This window comes from Marinomonas colpomeniae, assembly GCF_014803385.1.
Lineage (GTDB): Bacteria > Pseudomonadota > Gammaproteobacteria > Pseudomonadales > Marinomonadaceae > Marinomonas > Marinomonas colpomeniae.
This window is the reverse complement of sequence record NZ_JACYFC010000001.1, coordinates 833,124-855,758: the sequence shown is the minus strand read 5'-3', so window position 1 is coordinate 855,758 and position 22,635 is coordinate 833,124. Positions and strand designations below refer to the sequence as shown.

Sequence of the window (22,635 nt, the reverse complement as noted above, 5' to 3'; positions counted from 1 at the left end):
GCTTTTTTTAACAGCTAAAAATCAAAACTTAGTTTTGGTTTTCTAGTTGAGCTTTGATCAAATCACCGATAGTGGTAGGACCATTCGCTTCAGTTTGTTGTTTCTCAGTATGAGCTTTCAACGCTGTTTTCTCTTCAGTTGCATCTTTCTGCTTGATAGAAAGAGTAATAGTACGAGCTTTACGATCAACATTGATGATCGCCGCTTCTACTTTATCGCCTTCTTTCAATACAGTTGTTGCATCTTCAACACGCTCACGGCTAAGTTCTGAAACTTTCAAAGAAGCTTCAACGCCTTCAGCAAGAACAATTACAGCACCTTTCGCATCAACTTCAGAGACAGTACCATTAACGATAGTGCCTTTGTCATTTTCTGCTACGAAAGCAAGGAACGGATCTTCTTCAAGCTGTTTAACACCTAGAGAAATACGCTCGCGCTCAGCGTCGATAGACAATACAACTGTTTCTAGCATATCGCCTTTCTTGTATTTACGAACTGCATCTTCACCTGTTTCTTCCCAAGATAGGTCAGATAGGTGAACAAGTCCGTCAATACCGCCGTCAAGACCAATGAACACACCGAAGTCAGTAATAGACTTGATTGCGCCAGAGATTTTGTCGCCTTTGTTGAAAGAAGTAGCAAACTCTTCCCATGGGTTCATGGTGCACTGTTTGATACCTAAAGAGATACGACGACGTTCTTCGTCAATATCAAGAACCATAACTTCAACTTCATCACCAATCTGAACAACTTTAGATGGGTGAATGTTTTTGTTAGTCCAATCCATTTCAGATACGTGAACTAGACCTTCAACACCTTCTTCAAGTTCAGCGAAGCAACCGTAGTCAGTTAGGTTAGTAACTTTAGCCGTTACTTTAGTATTCTCTGGGTAACGAGCTTTAATAGCTACCCATGGATCTTCACCCAATTGTTTCAGACCTAGAGACACACGGTTACGCTCGCGGTCAAACTTAAGGACTTTAACGTCGATTTCATCGCCAACAGCAATGATTTCACTTGGGTGTTTAATGCGCTTCCAAGCCATATCAGTAATATGCAGAAGACCATCAACGCCACCAAGATCAACGAAAGCACCGTAGTCAGTAAGGTTCTTAACGATACCTTTAACTTCTTGGCCTTCTTCAAGAGAAGCAAGTAATGTTTCACGTTCAGCGCTGTTTGTCGCTTCCATAACGGCACGACGAGATACAACAACGTTGTTACGTTTTTGATCAAGCTTAATAAGTTTGAACTCTAGATCAACACCTTCCAAATGAGATGTATCGCGGATTGGGCGAACATCTACCAAAGAACCAGGTAGGAAAGCACGGATATTTGCGATATCAACTGTAAAGCCACCTTTGACCTTACCGTTAATTACACCGTGAATAATGGCATTTTCTTCATAAGCTTTTTCAAGCACAGACCAAGTCTCTGCACGCTTAGCTTTTTCACGAGACAATTTAGTCTCACCGAAACCATCTTCAACAGCTTCAAGTGCAACTTTAACTTCGTCGCCGATGTTTAAGCTGAACTCACCACTTTCCGTTAGAAACTGAGAACGAGGAATTACGCCTTCAGATTTAAGACCTGCATGAACAGTTACCCATTCGCTGTCAATATCAACAACAAGACCAGTAACAATTGAGCCTGGCGCCATTTCGACGGTTAACAGGCTTTCTTCAAACAGTTCTGCGAAGCTTTGAGTCATTGTATTTCCTATATAGGTTGGCTTAGTAAACTAAGCCCTATCCACATTGCCAGCAAATGTGGGTCAATTTTTTTGGATGATGCGATAAAGGTTTGCTGGCCCTTTATCGACTTGAATTACATTCGATCTATTCTAGCACATTCTAGATGCAAAAAAGTAGACACGAAAAAGAACAGGCTATGCGAGACCCGCTTTCACTGTTTCAGCAAAAACCCTCTCGACAACCTGCTCTATAGTCAAATCTGTACTATCTATTACTAAAGCGCCTGCAGCAGGCACAAGAGGCGCAATGCTTCTATTCGCATCTCGCTCATCTCTCTCTTTAATGGTTGTTATCAATTCTTCGAGATTAACAGTTTCACCCTTTTGCTGCAATTGCTGGAAACGTCTCTGCGCTCGCTCTTCCGCTGATGCCGTTAAAAACACTTTAATTTGAGCAGAAGGAAAAACAACAGTCCCCATGTCACGACCGTCTGCAACCAATCCAGGCTGCTGAGAAAAAGCACGCTGACGTAACAACAAGCCTTCACGAACTTCAGGAATTGCAGCAAGTTTAGACGCATTATTCCCTACTTCTTCGGTACGAATGGCTTGCGTAACCTTCTCGCCTTCTAGAATAATTTCGACCTTACCTTCGTCTGACTGCTCAAACTGGATATCAAGATGTTCAGCCAATACTTTAAGCGTATCAACATCATCTGCAGACATACCGTGATGAGAGACAGCAAGGGCAAGAAGACGATATAAAGCACCGCTATCTAGCATGTGCCACCCCAGCTTTTCTGCGATTAATTGACTTACAGTGCCTTTACCAGCACCACTTGGACCATCAATCGTAATAACTGGGCCTTGGTTGATCATAACTATTCCTCTTTTAAAACTATTGCGCTACTAAGCAATGAAAACCTAACTGCATAGCAACACTCTCTAATTCGCTAAATTCTTCTAACAATTTCTGACAGTCATTAACTTTTGTGACCGCTTTACTTCTAGCGCCTAACGCAATCATGGCAAGTGCAAGTCGATCATCGCCTGCACAATCGAGCTCCCCACCTTGCGGTAAGCCACCCTTAATAATTAACTCACCATTGCGATAAATGCTAACAATCTTCATTTGCTTAAGTGCATCCACTAAAGCCAATATCCTATCTTCATAATAATAAGGTAGATTTTTGATGCCTTTTATATGGCTGTCTCCGTTCGCATAAGCGGCAACCACACACAATAAAGGTAACTCCTCTCTAAACTGATAGCTTTGCTCAGAACTTAAAGAAAAGGCCTTCAGTTCAGAAAAACCAACTCTTAGAGCGCCTTCATAAAGCCCTGCTAAGCCAGCTTTAGGCATTGAGACATCCGCACCAATAGATTGTAAAAAAGACAAAAAATCAAATGATACCGAATCCAACCCCGCATTTTCTATTATTAACTCAGAACCAGGTAGCAAACTTGCCAATAGAACTAACCAAGCCGTCTCATGCTCGTCACCAGACAAAACAATATCTGCTCCAACTGGAACAGAAGGCGTAATTTCAAAACCTGCACCTTTCTCGATTATTGCCATACCAAAACGACGTAATAAAACCTCACAATGGGACAAGCCAAGTACTAAAGGTGTCACATCACTATTATCAGGTGAATATAATGTCGCCAAAAACGCAGCAGCCCTAAGACGCTCTGAGCCACTTTTTAAAGATATAGAAATTTTAGCGCATACACCCGGTGACAAAACAGTAGGTAAGCAATCCTTCACTTCTGAAGTAACCGTACACCCCATCTGCCGCACTAAAGAGAACAAGTCACTCAATGACTGATTCAACAACACACCTTCCGCAACAACAGAGGTAACAAAAGACTGCCCTGCCAAAACCGGCAATAATAAATACAGACTTTCCCTGGACGCATGAACATTAATAGGGGCAATAGGTGCTTTTAAACCTTTAAGGCCAACACCATGAATTCGAAGATGATCGACCGCCATTTCCTCAATGACAACCCCCATATCTCTAAACGCTTGCATAGTGATACGGACGTCACCACTTAAATCAATGTTCTTTAACTCACTAACGCCTGCAGATAGCGAGGCTATAGTAATTGCTTTATGTGACAAAGACTTGTCACCCAGCAAAGAAATACTTCCTTTCAATGCAGAAGCAGGTAAAACAGATAACGAGACTGGACGCACTTCTTTTGTTGATCCAATTGTACGCTGCTCCAAAACTCGAAGAAAATGATCTCGCGCAGACTTTGCCCGGGTAAACACGCCAAACATACTCGCACCATCACCTTGCTCTATTGCCACACGCATATCAGCAAGGCGATCTGTAAAATGATCCAATGTTGCTAAAGTAGCGTCTTTATTGGCCATAAAAACATCTCGCCACATAACAGGGTCACTAGACGCAATACGCGTAAAATCGCGAAAGCCACCAGCAGCAAACTTAAAAACATCCTGACTACGTTCACCATTAGCAAGAGCATCTACTAAGGTATAAGCAAGTAAATGCGGCAAATGGCTAGAAGATGCTAAAACATGATCATGATGTTCAACATCCATACTCACCACATCCGCACCAACCGATCGCCAAATACGGTGTAAGCGATCAAGTAATATAGGGTTACTGTCAGGTAAAGGCGTTACTATCGCCATGTGTTTTTCAAACAACAAAGAATTCGATGCTAATACACCACTTTTCTCTGCACCAGCAATTGGATGACTAGGAATGAAATTCTCTGGCACATTACCAAAAGCACGACGAGCCGACTCAACAACACTACCTTTCGTTGAACCTACATCAGTGATTAAAGTCGTACCTAACAAAAAAGGTTTTATTTGAAGCAAGACCGATTCCATTGCCCTAACCGGTGTCGCTAAGATAATCACATCCATCTTAGAAACATATTCTTCAGTCAATTGAGCTGGAAAATCGATAACACCGGTAGAAACCCCTAACGCCAGTTCGCCTTCTCTACGATCAGCACCATAAAGCGTCGCCAAGCCTTTGTCTTTTAAGGCCTTAGCAAAAGAACCACCAATCATGCCAAGACCAATAATCATGACATTGCCGAATTGTTTTTTATCTTGAAACTCTATCTCTTGAGACACAACATCAAGAGACATTTGAAAATCACTCTCACTAGTCAAAGCACTACACTCTTATCAAATTACTTAAAGTACAGCCACAGGATAAGAACCCAGCACTTTCACTTCTGATGCTCGCTCACGCAACTCTTCAATCACTGTAGAGCAAGCATCATCAGAATGGTGCCCTACGAAATCGATATAGAAAATATAACCCCAACGACTCATCAACGAAGGACGAGTTTCCAATCGAGTCATATCAACCCCGTGACGCTCAAATGCGGCTAATAAATGGTACAAAGCACCTGGTTCGTTTTTCGCACTAATCAGTAGAGAAGTTTTATCTTTTCCACTCGCTGGTACCTCTTGGTTACCAACAATCAGAAAACGTGTTGTATTATCAGGACGATCTTCAATATTTGCAGACACTTTAAGAAGGCCATAAAGCTCACAAGCAATTTCGCCAGCTATTGCTGCCACAGCGCGACCATTTCGTCCTGCGTCAGCAGCAAGACGAGCAGCCTCTGCATTAGAACTAACTGCAACACGCTCTGCATGAGGCCAATAACGATCCAACCAGGCACGACATTGAGCCAAAGACTGTTGGTGAGAGTAAATATGCGTTACATCATCAGAATTAATATTAGGACTCATCAATAAATGATGATGGATTCGCTCTTCCACTTCACCACATATTTTCAATTGGGAATCACGAAAGCTGTCTAAGGTATGATTAACAACACCTTCGGTTGAATTTTCAACAGGCACAACACCATAATTGGCCGCACCAGATTCAACTTCACGAAACACCTCATCAATTGCCGCCATAGGCGCACTCACAATAGATTTACCAAAATGCTTTAAGGCCGCTTGCTGTGTAAAAGTACCTTCAGGCCCTAAAAACGCAATTCGCATCGGCTTTTCAAGTGCAAGACAAGAAGACATAACCTGACGAAATATTTTCGCCATCTCTTCATTCCCTAGCGGGCCTTCGTTGCGCTCCATCACTCGACGCAACACTTGCGCTTCACGCTCAGGGCGATAAAACACAACAGAGTCATCACCTTGCTCAGCCAATTTAACTTCAGCCACTTTCTGCGCACAACTTGCACGTTCATTTATCAGAAGTTGAATTTGCGAGTCAATTGAATCAATACGATCACGAAGTAGCGGTAAAGTATCTGGCACTGCTCGTTTAGAATTTGACATGCTTTTTAGTATCCGTGTGATTTTTATTATTCGTAAAGATCTATTATCCGTGACGCTGTTCGAAAGCACGCATAAAATCAATCAAAGCAACAATACCTTCCATTGGCATCGCATTATAAATACTCGCCCGCATTCCACCAACTGAACGATGTCCAGCTAATGTACGCAGCCCAGCTGCTTCTGACTCTTCAATAAACAACGCATCCAATGAATCATTCGCCAAAGTGAAAGGCACATTCATACGAGATCTATAAGCAGGATCAATTGGATTGGAATAAAACGAACTTGAATCGATGAAATCATACAAAGCAGAAGCTTTACGGATATTAATAGCCTCAATAGCATCAACACCACCTTGCGCTTCCAACCACTCAAAAACCAGATCCGCTAAGTAAATTGCGTACGTAGGTGGTGTGTTTATCATCGAGTCGTTTGCAGCCACTGTAGAAAAATTCCAAACAGTTGGCAAACTATCATCACAACGCGCCAACAAATCTTTGCGTATGATACAAATAACTACACCAGCAGGACCTACATTCTTTTGCGCGCCAGCGTAAATCATGCCGTATTTACTCACGTCTATTTTCCGAGACAAAATAGTAGAAGACAAATCAGCAATGATAGGTAAATCGGTTTCTGGCAAATCAGAAAACTCCAAACCACCGATGGTTTCATTAGGACATATATGAAGATAAGCCGCCTTTTCATCCAATGCTAAAGATGAAAGATCAGGTACCGTTGTGTAATTTTGAGCTTTAGAAGAGCCCGCTATTTTGACATTGGTATACTTTTTCGCTTCCTTGATCGCTTTAGTAGACCAAACCCCCGTATCTAGATAACACGCAGATTCAAAGTCAGCGATTAAATTCGCTGGTATTTGCGAGAATAAAGTAGACGCACCACCTTGAACAAACAATATTTCATAATCATCATTAATATCTAGCAAACGAATCAAACGAGCTTTAGCAGATGCTAAAATTGACATAAATTCAGAACTACGATGACTCATTTCCATGACAGAAACACCAGCACCATGCCAATCTAACATTTCAGACTGTGCTTTTTCTAAAACCGCTTCCGGAAGCGCTGCTGGACCAGAACAAAAATTATATACTCGGCTCATCCCGCCTATTTCCTCTAAATATTTTCAGACATTATTATATAAAAGCAACCCACAACAGAAGCGACGCACCTAGGTGCGTCGCTTATTTTTTTACTCTACATCAGCATCTGCGATATCAGGAGACTCATCACCATCACTTGGAGCCTGATCATTAACTGAATCATCCACCTCAGGATCAATATCTCCTTCATCATGCTCAACAACACGTTCAATACCGACAAGGTGTTCATCATTGGTCAAACGAATCAAGGTTACACCTTGTGTATTTCGCCCTTGGCATGACACTTCTGTCACACGAGTACGAACTAAGGTTCCTTGATCAGTAATCAAAATAATTTCATCTGTTTCTTCAACCTGAACAGCCCCAACTACGGGACCATTACGATCAGAAACTTGAATACCAATAACACCTTGACCACCACGACCGTAAGTCGGGAAATCTTCAACCAGAGTACGCTTACCAAAACCGTTTTCACAAGCCATCAAGACAGCAAGGTCATTCTGAGGAACGATAAGAGACACTACTTTCGCACCTTCTCCCAATCGAATACCACGAACACCCGCCGCTGTACGACCCATAGGTCGAACATCTGATTCTTTAAAGCGAATTGTTTTGCCTGAAGAAGAAACCAACATAATGTCGTTTTCACCATTAGTAACAGACACACCAACCAACTCATCAGTTTCATCTAAGCTTAATGCAATCAATCCAGTCGAACGAGGTCGCGCAAAATGCTGCAGCGCGGTTTTCTTAACGGTACCGTTAGCCGTTGCCATAAAGATATAGCTACTCGCTTCTACGATAGCGTCTTCAGCCATGCTTTCAATAACGTCTTCTGAAGCCGACTCATCCCCTTCAACTTTGTCTTCCGTCTCAACGACCGGCAAAGGCAACAAGGCCGAAATAGATTCACCCTCTCTTAAAGGCAACAAGTTAACAATAGGACGACCTTTAGCACCACGACTCGCTACTGGAATATCAAATACTCTCATCCAGTAAACTTTACCAAAATTACTAAACAGCATAATGGTGTCATGACTACTAGTAACCAATAGATGCTCAATATGGTCTTCGTCTTTCATGCTCGCAGAAGACTTACCACGACCACCTCGACGTTGAGCCTGATACTCTTCTAAAGGCTGAGATTTGGCGTAACCTGTATTAGAAATAGTCACTACCATTGGCGCTTCATCAATTAAGTCAGCCATGGTCAAATCTTGACGTGATGTCAAAATTTCAGTTCGGCGTGTATCACCAAACATATCGCGAACTTCTTCTAGCTCTTCACGGATGACTTCCATCAAACGATTTGGGTTAGATAGAATTTCTAGTAATTCAGCAATAAGCTCAATTAGATTTTTGTATTCTGTTAATAACTTATCGTGCTCTAAACCTGTCAAACGATGCAAACGTAAATCCAATATCGCTTGAGCTTGATCTGGTGATAAATGATAAGCACCATCAACAAAACCAAAGGCTGCATCAAGGTCATCAGGGCGACAAGCGTCTGCTCCAGCTCGCTCAAGCATAGCCATCACATCACCCGGCTGCCAAGAAGCAGCAACCAGTTTTTCTTTAGCTTCAGCGGACGTTGGTGATTGACGAATCAATTCAATAATTTCATCAATATTAACGAGCGCAACCGCTAGACCTTCCAGTATATGTCCGCGCTCACGCGCCTTACGAAGTTCAAAAATAGTACGACGAGTAACTACCTCACGACGATGTTTAACGAAACATTCTAGAATTTGTTTAAGGTTAAGCAGCTGAGGACGACCATCCACCAAGGCAACCATATTCATACCGAATACAGACTGCAGTTGTGTTTGCGTGAATATATTATTAACGACTACATCGGCATTTTCACCACGACGTAATTCAATAACAATACGCATACCATCTTTATCAGACTCGTCACGAAGTTCACTGATACCTTCAAGTTTTTTATCTTTTACAAGCTCTGCAATTTTCTCAATGACTCTAGCTTTATTAAGCTGATAAGGAATCTCAGTAAAAACAATAGCTTGGCGATTGCCTTTTTCCATATCTTCAAAATGATGGCGAGCACGCATATAAATACGACCACGCCCCGTTTTGTAAGCATCGATAATACCGGCACGCCCATTTATAAAGGCGGCAGTAGGAAAATCAGGCCCAGGAATATGCTCAATCAACCCCTCAATGGTAATATCAGGATTATCAATAACTGCAAGACAGCCATCAAGAACCTCACCAAGATTATGAGGAGGAATATTTGTCGCCATACCTACAGCGATACCAGCCGAGCCATTTACTAGCAAACCAGGCACTCGTGCTGGCAATACTTCCGGCATATATTCGGTGCCATCATAGTTAGGCACGAAATCAACTGTTTCTTTCTCAAGATCTATCAATAAATGATGAGCAATTTTCGCCATACGTATTTCGGTATAACGCATTGCAGCAGCACTGTCTCCATCAACAGAACCGAAGTTACCCTGTCCATCGACTAGGGTATAACGCAGAGAGAAAGGCTGCGCCATACGAACAATAGTATCGTATACAGCAGAATCACCATGTGGGTGATATTTACCGATTACATCACCGACGATACGCGCCGATTTTTTGTACGGTTTATTCCAATCATTTTTAAGTTCATTCATCGCAAATAGAACACGACGGTGAACAGGCTTTAATCCGTCCCGTACATCAGGTAATGCTCGACCCACAATTACGCTCATTGCGTAATCCAAGTAAGATCCCTTAAGTTCGTTTTCGATACTGACGGGAATAATTTCTTTGGCTAAATCACCCATAGATACAATCGATCCTTATACCACGGAAGTCCAAAGGACTTCATAATGTCTTTTTATAAGCGCTACATTGTACCATAAGGAAATAAATAACACTCCTTCAAGGTACATGTTTTGTCACCCATTATTACATTTGTGCACACCCTATTTCTGCTTTTATTATTTCGAGCAAGTACAATAGGCAAATAGACCCATTCATAGAGCAAGTTAGCTATTGGTCACTTTAAAAGTTGACGCTATACTAAAAGCATAATCAATAGCTCAGTACATCGAGCCAATACCTAAGCTGCATACATATTTTTAGAAACACACAGAGATGGAAACGAGACAGATGACAAACCCACAACACAACAATGTAGATTTAAATGAAGTTGCGAAGTTTGAAGCACTCGCAAGCCGCTGGTGGGACATGGAAAATGAATTCAAACCACTACATGATATTAATCCGCTACGTACAGGCTACATTAACGAACACGCTAAAGGTCTAGAAGGCAAACGCGTTATCGACATTGGTTGTGGCGGAGGAATTTTATCTGAAGCCATGGCAAAACTCGGCGCCAATGTAAAGGGCATAGATATGGGCGAAGCCCCTCTTGCTGTTGCCAAATTGCATTTAGAAGAATCTAAACTAGAAATAGATTATGAAAAAATCACTGCAGAGGAAATAGCTCAACGTGAAGCAGGCCAATACGATGTTGTTACTTGCCTTGAAATGCTAGAACACGTTCCAGATCCTTCATCTGTTATAAAGGCCTGCATGCAACTTGTAAAACCAAGTGGCCATGTTTTTTTCTCTACAATAAACAGAAACCCTAAAGCATATCTCTTTGCAATTATTGGCGCAGAATACATACTTAATATGCTTCCAAAAGGCACCCATGATTATGCTAAATTCATCCAACCTGCTGAGTTAAGTCATTACGCACGACAAGCTGGCCTAGAAGTAAGTCACATGACAGGCATGACTTACAATCCAATCACGAAAGTCTACAAACTTAACAACAAAGACGTGTCAGTAAACTATATGATGTACACTCAAAAACTGTAAGTACATTCAAACTTAAGCCTAAATAAGGTACAAGGAGGAGATATGTTCGATTATCAAGCCCCAAGCCAATTATTGAAAAATAAAATAATCCTAGTGACTGGCGCAGGTGACGGCATTGGTAAAACAGCCGCTATCACCTACGCAAAGCATGGCGCAACGGTTATTTTATTAGGCCGCACCACGAAAAAGCTCGAAGCAGTATACGACCTAATAGAAGAACTTAAATTCCCTCAGGCCGCAATTGTCCCACTCAACTTAGATGGTGCAGCAGAGCATGACTATTCAGAGCTTGCAAATACCATTCAAAATGAATTTGGCCGCCTAGATGGAATACTCCATAACGCCAGTTTACTAGGTCAAAGAACATCATTAGCCACATACGACCCCGTTTTGTTTGAACAAGTAATGCGCGTCAATGTCACCAGCCAGCTCCTAATAAATCAAGCATTACTCCCCTTACTACAAAAAGCAGAACAATCTTCCATTATCTTTACGTCCTCTGGAGCTGGCCGACAGGCTAAAGCCAACTGGGGGGCTTATGCCATATCCAAGTTTGCTACAGAAGGAATGATGCAGCTATTTTCTAGCGAGCTTGAAAAAGAATCCCCTAACGTTAGAGCAAACGCGATCAACCCTGGTGCAACCAGAACAAACATGCGAGCGGCAGCCTTCCCAGATGAAGACCCTCAAACACTACCAACATCAGAAGACATAATGCCTGTTTACCTTTATTTAATGGGTAAAGACAGCCTGACAATTAACGGTCAATCTATTGATGCGCAATAAAATACCACGGCGTGACTCAAGACTAGAAGCAATAGCCATTGCGTCTTGCTACGCCTTTCAGTTAGTCTCAATAGATGATTAACTCTTTCAAAAAGCTCACTCCTTACTTTGTCTTTTTATCGTCGCTGTCATCTTTTTCGGCAATGGCAGACAACGATTCATTTATTCAGAGCAACGCAAAAACAAAAGCCAACATGCAAACTATCATCGATAGCACTAAAGAAGAACCCATCACCAAAATACCCCATAAAAGCCAAACAGACACAAACGAATACTACTCCACTAGACTCCCAAATAATCTTAAAGTTATTCTCGTTAGCGACTCAAAAGCAGAACGCTTCTCTGCGTCTATATCGGTCAATGTTGGCAACGCCCAAGACCCTAAAAAACAACAGGGCCTTGCACATTTTTTAGAACACATGCTTTTTTTAGGTACTGAAAAATATCCAGAATCAGGAGATTATCAATCTTTCATTCACACAAATGGAGGGTCACATAACGCTTATACAAGTACAGATACTACTAATTTTTATTTTGATATCAAACCATCAGCTTACAAAGATGCACTCGATAGATTCTCTCAATTTTTTATCACACCACTATTCAATGAATCGCTTACTCAAAGAGAAAAAAATGCCGTTGATTCTGAGTATAAAGCTAAATTCAAAGACGAAAGTCGACGAAACACTCAAGCTTTTAAAACACTAATCAACATAGAACACCCCTATAACCGTTTCACTGTAGGCAATTTAGATACGTTAAAAGACTTACCAGACAATCCATTAAGAGAACAATTACTGTCTTTATACCAAGACAATTACTTTGCTGAAAACATGGCATTAGTAATGGTCGCAAATCTTCCTTATGAAGAAATGGCGACACTGGCTCATGATTATTTTTCCAGTATTAACAGCAAGCCTAAAAACGCTATCGAAATAAGCCCTTTAGAAAAAAAATACTACCCAACACTCATTCCTGTTAACCAACCACACTTACAGTTTGTGCGCCCATTGATTGATAACGACTCAATCTCTTTTTATTATCAAATAGACGCCCAGACAAAAAACTATAAAACCCAACCAGCGCGATACCTGTCTTATATTCTCGGCAATGAAAATAAAAACTCTCTATACGCTTCACTAAAAGCCGAGGGACTTATAAACAACCTTTCTGCCAGAACAAGCGAAGACTATGGTGATAATGCATTTTTCATTGTGAAAATAAATCTAACCAGTAAAGGAATGGAAAAAATAGACGCCATTGCCCAACGTTTTTTTGCAACCATAAGTTTATTACGATCTACTCCAATCAAGCCTCTTTATTTACAAGAAGGCCTGCAACTTAGCCAAATGATGTTTAACCATCAAAATTATGTTGACCCACAAAATCTAGCACGAAGCCTATCAGCAAGAGCACTCAAAATCCCTAGTAAAGATTTACTTAGCAGCTTCCGTATCGATGAAGCAGCAAATACAAAAAAAATCAGCCAATTATTACAACAACTAAATACAGAAAATCTACTAATACAAATAGCCAGCAATAAAGAGACACCAAACCACTGGGCCGACCAACCGCCGAAATGGAAAACAGAACCTTGGTATCAAAGCGAATATAGCAACAACAACTTTAGCCAATCATTCTTGAATCTTGTTAACTTCGCGGTTACCAGCACCCAAGTTAAACTACCTGAAAAAAACAATTTCATCCCAGAGTCCTTAGGCCTTATTGATCAACAAGATGACACTCCTTTTATCGCCTTTAAAAAGGAAGGTTTCACCTATTGGAATAAGTCAGACTCAAGTTTCAACAAGCCAATCTCTATGAACTTTTTAGCTATGCGCTTTGATAACGCAGCAGACACGGCAGAACACACATTATTAAATCGCTTATGGAGTAGGCTGTTTAATGAAAGTGTAAGTGAACATACATACGCACCTTATATCGCAGGGTTAGGCTTTAGTTTTTATCCACATATAAATGGCGTCACATTACGAACCAACGGCTATTCAGATAAACAAGCCAACTATATCGTTTGGCTGATAGATCAAATATTCTTGTTCCGCCCTAGCTTAGAACACTTCAATCTAGCAAAACAGCAACTAAAAAAAGACCTATCTAACCAAAAAAGCAGACAGGCATATCACAATGCTAATACTGCACTAAATACTCTAATAACAAAAAACAGTTTCACCACAAAGGAGCTTGAAAGTGCACTTGAAGCTTTAACTATTCAAGACCTTCAAGATTTCACAAAAAAAGCACGAGACAGCTTTGACGTGGTAGGTTACAGCACAGGCAACCTGACAAAAGAACAAACCACAGAGCTCGCGCAAACACTTTATCAGCGCTTTGAGCGGAGGCTAACTCCACGAAAGCCAATCCGAATAGAAACAAAAGAATTAATCGCACAGCAAAAGTCACATTACCAATTTACATCCACCAGCAATGATAATGTTGTTCTATACACACTCATAGACACCAGCACACAAGATCTATTAGCCGATGACGCTATTACAGAAAAAGGATGTTTCTCGATCTTGAAAAAACTTGTAAACATTCCATTTTATCAAGAACTACGCACCGATAAACAACTCGGCTATATTGTAGGCACGCAAAACCTGAGCACTCGAAACACACCTATTTTAGGCCTACTTGTTCAATCCCCCAACAAAGACACAAAAACACTAATTGAGGCTATGGAAGAATTTTTAGAAGCTCAAAAAATCCGCTTGGAAACACTTTCTGAGCAAGAGTTTCAAGAAGCAAAAACAGCATTAGTTAATGAGCTAAAAGAAAAGGCGAAGAATTTAAGCGATAATGCGCTAAACGAATGGCATCAAATTGCCCAAAAAGAGCCCAATTTTAAATCACGTGACAATTGGATTAAGACAGTAGAAAAAATACAAAGAAAGGATTTCATTACACTTGTAGGAAAAAAACTACAATCAATAGAAAGTACTAGAATTATCATTCATAACAAACCTTTCCCTATAGAATTGATAGAACAAGATAATTGGCTAGAGACATCTCCCCATAACCCACTACCTACAGAAGAATACACACAAGAAGAGAATCAAAAAACAGAAAGCCGCCTAGGGCAATTGATTACCTCAGAAAGGGATCAGGCGTAACCAAACAAGCTTTAACACTAACCTCCTATTAATGCCTCTAACTTAGCTTCATCTTCAACCTTAGAAGAAGTCCCAATAGGCGCTCCACTCTTACCGACAGAAGAAAAGTCACCAACATCTGGCTGCACAACATCAGCTGAATCGCCACCAACCTGATCTCTAAAAACACCAATTTCAGGCATCATACGAAGACGCCTCTCTTGAATTTCTTCTGGTATATTCCCAGTAAACAAAACAGTAAAAGGAGCCTCTTCTGTCCTTTTATTCACTTCATCAAAAATAGCTTGCTCACGTGAGGCTATCGAATTTTCTTCAAAAGAAGAAAGAGAACTACCATCTGCTGCGATAACAACATTAGGTCCTAGAGTCGTTTTCACTCGCTCAACAGGAATAACAGAAACTACTTCAGGAGAGCTTACTACCACTTGATGTTCGGTACGTATTATTTGATTGCCATAAATAATATCGATAGGTTGGCGCTCAATTGTTTGAGCTCCCACCGTTAAAGGCATAGCACAAAGAAACCAAAATTGTCTCATAATCACCCCAAGTATGAATCTATATACTATAAGAGATAAAAAGCCATTAAAAAAGGAGTTCAAGAAAACTTGAACTCCTTTTTACTCGCGGTTAACAAATAACCAAAGAACAAAACCTAAAGAGTAATAACTTCAAAGTCTGCCAATGGGTCCGATTCAGCATCGTAATCAACACCATCCAAACCAAAGCCAAACAATTTTAAGAATTCATCTTTGTAAAGCTGGTAATCTGTTTCCGCAAACAAATTATCGTCTGTAATTTTCGGCCAAAGGTCACGACACGCCTGCTGCACATCGTCACGTAGCTCCCAGTCATCCAAACGTAAACGATTTTTATCATCAGTAAGTTCAGCAGGGTTATGGTTGTTATAAAGGCGCTCTGAGAACAAACGATAAATTTGATCCATACAACCTTCGTGAAGCCCTTTCTCACGCATCACTCTGAAAACCATAGCCAAATACAGCGGCATTACTGGAATCGCAGAAGAAGCTTGCGTCACAACCGACTTCAACACAGCCACATTTGCGCCGCCATTTAGTTTAGTCAATTGACCATTGATTTCTGCCGCAGCGCGATCTAAATCTTCTTTCGCTTTACCTAACGCGCCATGCCAATAAATTGGCCAAGTAATATCAGAACCGATATAAGAATAAGCAACAGTACGTACACCATCAGCCAATACGCCAGCGTCTTGTAAAGCCGTCATCCAAAGCTCCCAATCTTCACCACCCATAACGGTTGTGGTTGCCGCTACTTCAGCCTCTGTCGCAGGTTCAATCTCAGCTTCGATGATGACATCTTTATTTGTATCAATCGCCGTTGATTTGTATGTTTCGCCAATAGGCTTAAGCACAGAACGGATTACTTCACCAGTTTCTGGCATCTTACGAACAGGAGAAGCCAATGAGTAAACCACCATATCAACTTGACCAAGATCTTCTTTGATAAGATCAATAACCTGTGTACGAGCCTCATTTGAAAAAGCGTCTCCATTAATGCTTTTTGCATACAAACCTTCTTCTTTTGCAACTTTTTCAAACGCCGCAGAATTATACCAACCTGCTGTACCGGTTTTTTTCTCTGTTGCCGCTTTCTCAAAGAAAACACCGATTGTTGCTGCACCAGAACCGAATGCCGCAGCGATTCGAGAAGACAAGCCATAGCCACTTGACGCACCGATCACCAATACTTTTTTCGGGCCATTTTCAATTTGTCCCTTACTTTTAGTGAAAGCAATCTGATCTCTTACATTTTGTTCACAGCCTGCTGGATGTGTTGTTGTACAAATAAATCCGCGAATCTTTGGTTTTATGATCATAATATGGTCTCAACGTCATGTTTTGCTTACGCCTTGCCTGACAACTTCTACAAATGAGGCAGGCAACACAAATCTGTTCGCCATAATACAATAGCTGAAAGAATATGTCCTAATTCTCCCTTAAATCCTGAATCTTAAATGCCTTTTCCTTAATAGAAAGCCTTAATAGAAAGCCTTAATAGAGAGCTTCAATAGAGAATGCCATGCGCTTACTTATTACAGAGACCTTTGTACACAGCAACAAGAGAAGGGATTAAAACATGGAAAATAGCTTAGATAACAGACCATTAAAAAGAACATAGAAATGTTCTTTTTGGTAAGGTTCTACAGATTAACGCCTCAATATCCGGTGCAACTTGTTGCGTCCGGCGCCCGAAGGGCAAGTAGTTTTTTGACTTGTAAGCTCTATATTCTGATGATCACAAGGTGCTTTATTTAGGCATCTCGAATTGTGGCATTAGAACAACAAAACCTTCCGTAACTTCGTTTCTTAGCTTAGATAGCTCTCGACTTTCATGCGATTCATAAAAACTTTTTGCTAACTCTATACTTTTAAATTTGTAAACAACCATATGTGAATATGGAGAAGAGCCTTCCAAGCAGTCAGCATGATTGGCAATGACTAATTCACCGCCAAATTTTTCAACTATTGGGACTGATAATGGACCTAATAACTCGATTCTTTCTTTATCGATAATATTGTAATGGTAAATAATATAGCAACTCATTGCATACCTCTTTTACAGCTAACGAGGCTGTAGAATTACTCAAACTACTAAATCCCGCTAAAAAACGAGTCTCTGAGATCCATCCTAAGAGGTTTTAAGGCATTAGGTAATGCATTTAAACCCCATAAAACAGACTGTTTTTCTTAAAAAAGAGTAATTCTACGACCTCAACGCCGTTTTAAGCGGCAAATTGCAGTTGGCTAAAATAAGTGAGGTACGAACAAAAAGCCAACTGTAATTTGTCCGACTTGAAAACCCTTGTTAGGCATACATCGTACATTAGCCTATTAATGTTCCAAACCAAGCAGTAAGATCCTTGAAGTAAGTTCCTAGTGCAGCACCAGCTATTAAAGTGACCAACCAAATTATCCCCGAAGCTATTTGTCTAAGCGTTTTCCCCTGATTTGCTTGCTCTGTTAGTTCTCTACGCAAAGCTTCTTCCATTTCCTGTCTAAATGCCTCAAAGGCTTCTTTATTGGTTTCTGCTAATGCTTGATATCGATCTGCAAGTTTCTTTTTCTCATCAATCGTATTGAGTAGTTCATTAAGCTGACGATCTTGTGCCTCTAGGTCGTCTTGCATATCTCGAATTATAGTTCCTGCAGCTTCTATATGGTTCCTTGCCGAAGAAATTCTATTGTGAGCATCTTGCTCATCTTGAGTAGCAGGAAAAAACTCTTTTAGATATTTTCCAGTTGCACCGCTAGTAATTCTTTTTATATCTTCATCAGTGTATAAAGCACCGGTTAAAGATCTTGCTAATTGAGTAATCAGCGCACCATAAAGATTCATAATTGGTACAAACTCCTTTGTATGCCTAACAACTTAATAATGCGCATGCGCGTTTACACATGTTTAAAAACCTTTTAATTTTTCTATAAACCACCGAATTTTAAGTGTTTTATAAAGTTATTTATGAAACCCAAAACTGGCTAAACGAGCGTGCGCGTTATCACGTTCCTTCTTTGCGCATTATCTGAATGCGTAGAATTATTAATCATTGATATTAGTAGGCTTTTTTATTTTCTTCCAGTACAAACGCGCAAAATCGAGTTATTTAAAATGTGTAAACGGGCACAATATAGATAAATTAAAAAATAACATTCCAGCTAATATTTTTTTGACCATGTTAAAAACATTTTGATTGCCGTTAAAACCTGCCCTTTTTATTAAAAAAATATAAATCATAGAGACAAAGTCCGTCATCTGAGATAAGGCAAAGTCGATGAGCGAGGTCAAACGGCCATCTAAAAAGTAACGTCGAGTGACTGATTTTGGTTTGGCGGTTACCCTATTCGTTTCAATATTCTCATTGAGAATTTCCAAAAATTTCCATGCCGTCGTATAGTTTTATGAACAGAGAGACGGCATTTCATGCCAATCGATCTATCCCTAGTGGTATAATGAGTTTTTTTAACCCAAAAAACTTTCCCTTTAATCGTTTTCCTTTAAATAGAGAGCATTGTGCACATACTTATTATTGGCTACGTCTGGCCAGAACCAAACTCTTCTGCTGCTGGCAGCCGTATGATGCAATTACTACACTGCTTCCATAAAAACCAATGGACTATTTCATTTGCCAGTCCTGCTCAACAAACCGAACACATGGCAGATTTATCTATATTAGGCATAACACCAGAAAGCATAGAACTGAACGATGCTTCCTTCGATCACTACATTGCCGAAAAAAAAGCCGACATTGTCATATTTGATCGCTTCATGATGGAAGAACAGTTTGGTTGGCGAGTAGAAAAATTCAGTCCAGATTCTCTACGAGTATTAAACACAGAAGACCTTCACTCTTTAAGACAAGCAAGACACACAGCAATCAAAAAAAATATCGAGTTCAAAACTGAAGACTTATACAGCGACCAAGGCATTCGAGAAATTGCATCGATTCATCGCTGCGACCTCACCTTGATGATTTCAGAGACAGAAGCGCAACTACTACAAAATGAGTTTCACGTACCAGAAACACATATTTTACATTTACCATTTATGCTGGATGCACCAACCAATTTAAACTCACTGAATGCATTTGAAGAACGTGAACACTTCATTAGTATTGGTAACTTTCGCCACGCACCCAACTGGGATGCTGTGTTACAGCTCAAAACCGAAATCTGGCCAAAGATTCGAAAGCGCTTACCCAAAGCAGAGCTACACATTTATGGCGCCTATCCACCGCCAAAGGCCACACAACTGCATAATGCAAAAGAAGGTTTCTTAGTTAAAGGCTGGGCGGAAGATGCTCAAGAAGTTATGCAGAATGCTCGAATGTGTTTGGCGCCACTACGCTTTGGCGCTGGAATCAAAGGTAAGCTAGTGGAAGCCATGCAAATGGGCACGCCAAGCATTACAACACAAGTAGGCGCAGAGTCCATGCACGGCTTACTTCCTTGGAATGGCGTTGTATCTGACGACATAGACACTTTTGTTGATGCAGCCGTATCTCTTTATAACGACAAAGAAAACTGGCAGCTCATGCAAAAGAACGGTAACTCAATTTTAGAATCCCGTTACCAAGCAGAAATATGGGAACCAAAGCTCATTCAAAGGCTTAGATTGCAACATCAATTAAAAGACAGCCTTCGTAAGAAACACTTTTTGGGCTTGATGCTAAGACATCACAGTATGAAAAGTACGCAATACATGTCTCAGTGGATTGAACTTAAAAACACAACTGTAAAAGAAAATTAATTCACAAGTGAGCTTTTCGCTTCGCGCTCACGCACTTTCTTCATAACAGCTTGCTGAGAAGCTTTATTCATACTACCCCACAAACTGATTTCCTTACCGGTTCGGTAACAACCAGCACAAAGATCGTCTTCGTTTAGAAAACAAATATTCACACAAGGGGATTTTACTTGAGATTTTATCTTAGTCATCACGATCTACTTTATTGCGAGTCTTCATTAAATAATAGATATAAAAAAACCCCGACAGAGAAACAGTTTGTCAGGGTTTAGGGTTTAGGGTTTAGGGTTTAGGGTTTAGGGTTTAGGGTTTAGGGTTTAGGGTTTAGGGTTTAGGGTTTTCTTATATCTTAGTTAAACTTAGAATTCAGCGTCATGATAAACGTTTTGAACATCATCTAAATCGTTCAATAGATCTAAGAACAATTCGAATTTTTCTAAATTTTCACCTTCAATTGGTGTCGTATTTTGAGCAACAAATTGAATTTCATCAACTTCAAATTCAATTTCCCCCAAGGCTTCTACTAATGCAGACTTAGCCTTGCCATAATCTGTATTCGGAGCAAAAACAGTTACTTTACCGTCTTCCAATTCTATGTCCGTTACATCGACGTCAGCCATCATTAAGGCTTCAAGTACGGTTTCTTCATCATCGCCAGCGAACACAAAAATTGCACTGTGATCAAACATATGACTCACACTGCCTTGACCACCAATTTTGCATTTAACCTTGTTAAAACAAGTACGCACGTCACCAAAAGTACGGTTGGGATTATCAGACAAACAGTCGATTATCACCATAGTATTACCAGGACCAAAACCTTCATAACGAGCTGTATCAAAATCTTCACCGCCGCCGCCTTTCGCCTTATCAATCGCTTTGTCGATAACGTGAGTTGGCACTTGGTCTTTTTTCGCACGTTCAATCATTGAACGAAGCGTCAAGTTACCATTAGGGTCAATACCACCAGATTTCGCACAAACATAAATTTCACGGCCGTACTTGCTGTAAACCTTGGCTTTTTGATCAGACGTTTTTGCCATGGACTCTTTACGGTTCTGAAAGGCTCTGCCCATTACATTTTCCTATTCTATGCAATCTTAAAAACAAGATTCTAACGTGTCCCCTAAAAAGAAGGAACTACTGGCGGCACATTAATGCGATAAAACCTATTCTGACTCACATAAAAAAGCACAACAGGGAGAGTACCTGCTGTGCTTTTATTGATATTAAAAATTAAATTAAGGCATCAGGCGCCTAATAACACTAGATAGAATAGAAATAGCCCGATCGATTTCTGCAGGAGACACTCGTGCAAAGCTCAAACGTAAATATGAATCCTCCAAAGGATTCTTACAAGGAAAGAAAGGTACTCCTGGTAAGACCAATATTTTTTCTTTTAATGCTTCATCTAAGACCAACATAGACGAAACACCTTCAGGCAGTTTAACCCAGAAAAACATACCACCAGTGGGAGGTGTGAACTCAACCACTCCATTCAGATACTTATTTAAAGCACCGGTCATTCGATCACATTTTTCTTTGTACACAACACGCAATTTTTTTACATGTTCAGGGTATTGACCAGATTCTAAAAAATACTCAATCATGTTTTGACCTAAACGATTGGTATGCAAATCAGCAGCCTGTTTTATCTTAGTCAAATGCGGTGTAAAGGCGCCACAAGATACCGTATAACCCACTCGTAACCCAGGCCATAACACCTTAGAAAAACTGCCCATGTATAACCAAGGGGCGGACTTGATCAAGGTTGTAATAGGCGTTAGATCTACGTTTTCATAGCAAAGATCTCTATAAGGGTCATCTTCAATCAACAGAATATCTTTTTCATCAAGCAAAGCTGCAATCTGCTTTCGTCGCTCTAAGCTATAACAATGACCGGCCGGATTCTGGAAGTTTGGAATTAAATACACAGCTTTTGGCTGATATTTATCGATTGCCTCACGCAGTGCAGTGATACACATTCCTTGTTCATCAGATACTACATCTTGGACATGGGCACCTTGCAACTTAAACACCTGACAAGCAGCAAGATAGGTCGGCTGCTCAGTTAAAATAGTTGAGTCACTATCCAATATCAAACGACTAATAAGATCTAAACCTTGTTGAGAGCCATTTGTTACAAGAATATTGTCGGCAGATGACACCAAGCCTCGTTCAGCAAGAATAGACACAATACTTTTACGTAAAGAACCCTCTCCCTCACTTGCTCCGTATTGCCGACTATCGTTCAAAAGATTTAATGCTGGGTAAGCAGGCATGACAGCTTCATCTGGTAAACCACCCGCTAAAGACAAAATATCAGACTGCTGACTGTAATGAAGTAATTCACGAACCAAAGAAGATTCCATTTGCTGTGAATGTGGTGTCAATAAATGTGAAATATCCATTCAGAATCCTCCAATTAAATTATATGAAGTAATAGAATCAAGGATTTCAGATAAATAGAAA

At 40.4% G+C, this 22,635-nt stretch carries 18 protein-coding genes; 4 read left to right on the top strand and 14 right to left on the bottom strand.

Annotation, left to right across the window (positions count from 1 at the left end):
* Window positions 1-28: 28 nt before the first annotated feature.
* The 6 genes from rpsA to gyrA form a co-directional block, all read right to left on the bottom strand.
* Window positions 29-1,711 carry a 30S ribosomal protein S1 gene (rpsA, locus tag IF202_RS04005; RefSeq protein ID WP_191593561.1) on the bottom strand — a complete coding sequence of 561 codons (1,683 nt, stop codon included), beginning with the start codon at window positions 1,709-1,711 and terminating at the stop codon, window positions 29-31.
* A 177-nt stretch (window positions 1,712-1,888) separates the two neighbouring features.
* Window positions 1,889-2,572, bottom strand: a complete 684-nt coding sequence (cmk, locus tag IF202_RS04000) for a (d)CMP kinase (protein ID WP_191593560.1) — start codon at window positions 2,570-2,572, stop codon at window positions 1,889-1,891.
* Window positions 2,573-2,591: 19 nt separating this feature from the next.
* On the bottom strand, window positions 2,592-4,829 hold the full coding sequence (locus IF202_RS03995; protein WP_191593559.1) for a prephenate dehydrogenase/arogenate dehydrogenase family protein: 2,238 nt from the start codon (window positions 4,827-4,829) through the stop codon (window positions 2,592-2,594).
* A 48-nt stretch (window positions 4,830-4,877) separates the two neighbouring features.
* Window positions 4,878-5,999: a prephenate dehydratase gene (gene pheA / locus IF202_RS03990; protein ID WP_191593558.1), complete on the bottom strand. Its 1,122-nt coding sequence runs from the start codon at window positions 5,997-5,999 to the stop codon at window positions 4,878-4,880.
* A 43-nt stretch (window positions 6,000-6,042) separates the two neighbouring features.
* A complete protein-coding gene (gene serC / locus IF202_RS03985) occupies window positions 6,043-7,122 on the bottom strand; it encodes a 3-phosphoserine/phosphohydroxythreonine transaminase (protein ID WP_191593557.1) in 1,080 nt (359 codons plus the stop codon).
* A gap of 90 nt (window positions 7,123-7,212) precedes the next feature.
* Window positions 7,213-9,918, bottom strand: coding sequence for a DNA gyrase subunit A (gene gyrA, locus IF202_RS03980; RefSeq protein ID WP_191593556.1), 2,706 nt, complete (start codon window positions 9,916-9,918; stop codon window positions 7,213-7,215).
* Window positions 9,919-10,246: 328 nt separating this feature from the next.
* Here gyrA and ubiG point away from each other — a divergent pair, with 328 nt between their 5' ends.
* The 3 genes from ubiG to IF202_RS03965 all read left to right on the top strand — a co-directional run bounded on the left by ubiG (window position 10,247) and on the right by IF202_RS03965 (window position 14,880).
* A complete protein-coding gene (gene ubiG, locus IF202_RS03975) occupies window positions 10,247-10,963 on the top strand; it encodes a bifunctional 2-polyprenyl-6-hydroxyphenol methylase/3-demethylubiquinol 3-O-methyltransferase UbiG (RefSeq protein ID WP_191593555.1) in 717 nt (238 codons plus the stop codon).
* A gap of 42 nt (window positions 10,964-11,005) precedes the next feature.
* A complete protein-coding gene (locus tag IF202_RS03970) occupies window positions 11,006-11,749 on the top strand; it encodes a YciK family oxidoreductase (protein ID WP_191593554.1) in 744 nt (247 codons plus the stop codon).
* Between the two features lie 74 nt (window positions 11,750-11,823).
* Window positions 11,824-14,880, top strand: coding sequence for an insulinase family protein (locus IF202_RS03965; RefSeq protein WP_235963227.1), 3,057 nt, complete (start codon window positions 11,824-11,826; stop codon window positions 14,878-14,880).
* Between the two features lie 17 nt (window positions 14,881-14,897).
* Here IF202_RS03965 and IF202_RS03960 read toward each other — a convergent pair whose 3' ends face one another.
* The 5 genes from IF202_RS03960 to IF202_RS03940 all read right to left on the bottom strand — a co-directional run bounded on the left by IF202_RS03960 (window position 14,898) and on the right by IF202_RS03940 (window position 18,792).
* A complete protein-coding gene (locus IF202_RS03960; protein WP_191593553.1) occupies window positions 14,898-15,419 on the bottom strand; it encodes a hypothetical protein in 522 nt (173 codons plus the stop codon).
* A 116-nt stretch (window positions 15,420-15,535) separates the two neighbouring features.
* On the bottom strand, window positions 15,536-16,738 hold the full coding sequence (fabV, locus tag IF202_RS03955) for an enoyl-ACP reductase FabV (protein WP_191593552.1): 1,203 nt from the start codon (window positions 16,736-16,738) through the stop codon (window positions 15,536-15,538).
* A 431-nt stretch (window positions 16,739-17,169) separates the two neighbouring features.
* Window positions 17,170-17,466, bottom strand: coding sequence for a DUF1330 domain-containing protein (locus tag IF202_RS03950; RefSeq protein ID WP_191593551.1), 297 nt, complete (start codon window positions 17,464-17,466; stop codon window positions 17,170-17,172).
* Between the two features lie 279 nt (window positions 17,467-17,745).
* Window positions 17,746-18,258 (bottom strand): hypothetical protein, encoded by a 513-nt coding sequence (locus IF202_RS03945; protein ID WP_191593550.1) that lies wholly within the window; start codon window positions 18,256-18,258, stop codon window positions 17,746-17,748.
* A gap of 261 nt (window positions 18,259-18,519) precedes the next feature.
* Complete coding sequence (locus IF202_RS03940) at window positions 18,520-18,792, bottom strand: hypothetical protein (RefSeq protein WP_191593549.1); 273 nt, start codon at window positions 18,790-18,792, stop codon at window positions 18,520-18,522.
* Window positions 18,793-18,930: 138 nt separating this feature from the next.
* Here IF202_RS03940 and IF202_RS03935 point away from each other — a divergent pair, with 138 nt between their 5' ends.
* Window positions 18,931-20,166, top strand: coding sequence for a glycosyltransferase family 4 protein (locus tag IF202_RS03935; RefSeq protein WP_328797189.1), 1,236 nt, complete (start codon window positions 18,931-18,933; stop codon window positions 20,164-20,166).
* Here IF202_RS03935 and IF202_RS03930 read toward each other — a convergent pair.
* The 3 genes from IF202_RS03930 to IF202_RS03920 form a co-directional block, all read right to left on the bottom strand.
* Entirely contained in the window at window positions 20,163-20,354 is a 192-nt protein-coding gene (locus IF202_RS03930; protein ID WP_191593548.1) for a DUF1289 domain-containing protein, read from the bottom strand. The genes IF202_RS03935 and IF202_RS03930 overlap by 4 nt on opposite strands.
* A 168-nt stretch (window positions 20,355-20,522) precedes the next feature.
* Window positions 20,523-21,239 (bottom strand): YebC/PmpR family DNA-binding transcriptional regulator, encoded by a 717-nt coding sequence (locus IF202_RS03925; RefSeq protein ID WP_191593547.1) that lies wholly within the window; start codon window positions 21,237-21,239, stop codon window positions 20,523-20,525.
* Window positions 21,240-21,404: 165 nt separating this feature from the next.
* Window positions 21,405-22,574 carry an aminotransferase-like domain-containing protein gene (locus tag IF202_RS03920; RefSeq protein WP_191593546.1) on the bottom strand — a complete coding sequence of 390 codons (1,170 nt, stop codon included), beginning with the start codon at window positions 22,572-22,574 and terminating at the stop codon, window positions 21,405-21,407.
* Between the last annotated feature and the right edge of the window lie 61 nt (window positions 22,575-22,635).

What these genes read in the sequence shown, in the direction of transcription:
- IF202_RS03960 (WP_191593553.1), bottom strand. Translation starts at nt 15,419, where the DNA reads ATGAGACAATTTTGGTTTCTTTGTGCTATGCCTTTAACGGTGGGAGCT.
- pheA (WP_191593558.1), bottom strand. Translation starts at nt 5,999, where the DNA reads ATGTCAAATTCTAAACGAGCAGTGCCAGATACTTTACCGCTACTTCGT.
- IF202_RS03925 (WP_191593547.1), bottom strand. Translation starts at nt 21,239, where the DNA reads ATGGGCAGAGCCTTTCAGAACCGTAAAGAGTCCATGGCAAAAACGTCT.
- IF202_RS03920 (WP_191593546.1), bottom strand. Translation starts at nt 22,574, where the DNA reads ATGGATATTTCACATTTATTGACACCACATTCACAGCAAATGGAATCT.
- IF202_RS03930 (WP_191593548.1), bottom strand. Translation starts at nt 20,354, where the DNA reads ATGACTAAGATAAAATCTCAAGTAAAATCCCCTTGTGTGAATATTTGT.
- cmk (WP_191593560.1), bottom strand. Translation starts at nt 2,572, where the DNA reads ATGATCAACCAAGGCCCAGTTATTACGATTGATGGTCCAAGTGGTGCT.
- IF202_RS03950 (WP_191593551.1), bottom strand. Translation starts at nt 17,466, where the DNA reads ATGAGTTGCTATATTATTTACCATTACAATATTATCGATAAAGAAAGA.
- serC (WP_191593557.1), bottom strand. Translation starts at nt 7,122, where the DNA reads ATGAGCCGAGTATATAATTTTTGTTCTGGTCCAGCAGCGCTTCCGGAA.
- IF202_RS03970 (WP_191593554.1), top strand. Translation starts at nt 11,006, where the DNA reads ATGTTCGATTATCAAGCCCCAAGCCAATTATTGAAAAATAAAATAATC.
- IF202_RS03995 (WP_191593559.1), bottom strand. Translation starts at nt 4,829, where the DNA reads ATGTCTCTTGATGTTGTGTCTCAAGAGATAGAGTTTCAAGATAAAAAA.
- rpsA (WP_191593561.1), bottom strand. Translation starts at nt 1,711, where the DNA reads ATGACTCAAAGCTTCGCAGAACTGTTTGAAGAAAGCCTGTTAACCGTC.
- IF202_RS03945 (WP_191593550.1), bottom strand. Translation starts at nt 18,258, where the DNA reads ATGAATCTTTATGGTGCGCTGATTACTCAATTAGCAAGATCTTTAACC.
- ubiG (WP_191593555.1), top strand. Translation starts at nt 10,247, where the DNA reads ATGACAAACCCACAACACAACAATGTAGATTTAAATGAAGTTGCGAAG.
- IF202_RS03965 (WP_235963227.1), top strand. Translation starts at nt 11,824, where the DNA reads ATGATTAACTCTTTCAAAAAGCTCACTCCTTACTTTGTCTTTTTATCG.
- fabV (WP_191593552.1), bottom strand. Translation starts at nt 16,738, where the DNA reads ATGATCATAAAACCAAAGATTCGCGGATTTATTTGTACAACAACACAT.
- gyrA (WP_191593556.1), bottom strand. Translation starts at nt 9,918, where the DNA reads ATGGGTGATTTAGCCAAAGAAATTATTCCCGTCAGTATCGAAAACGAA.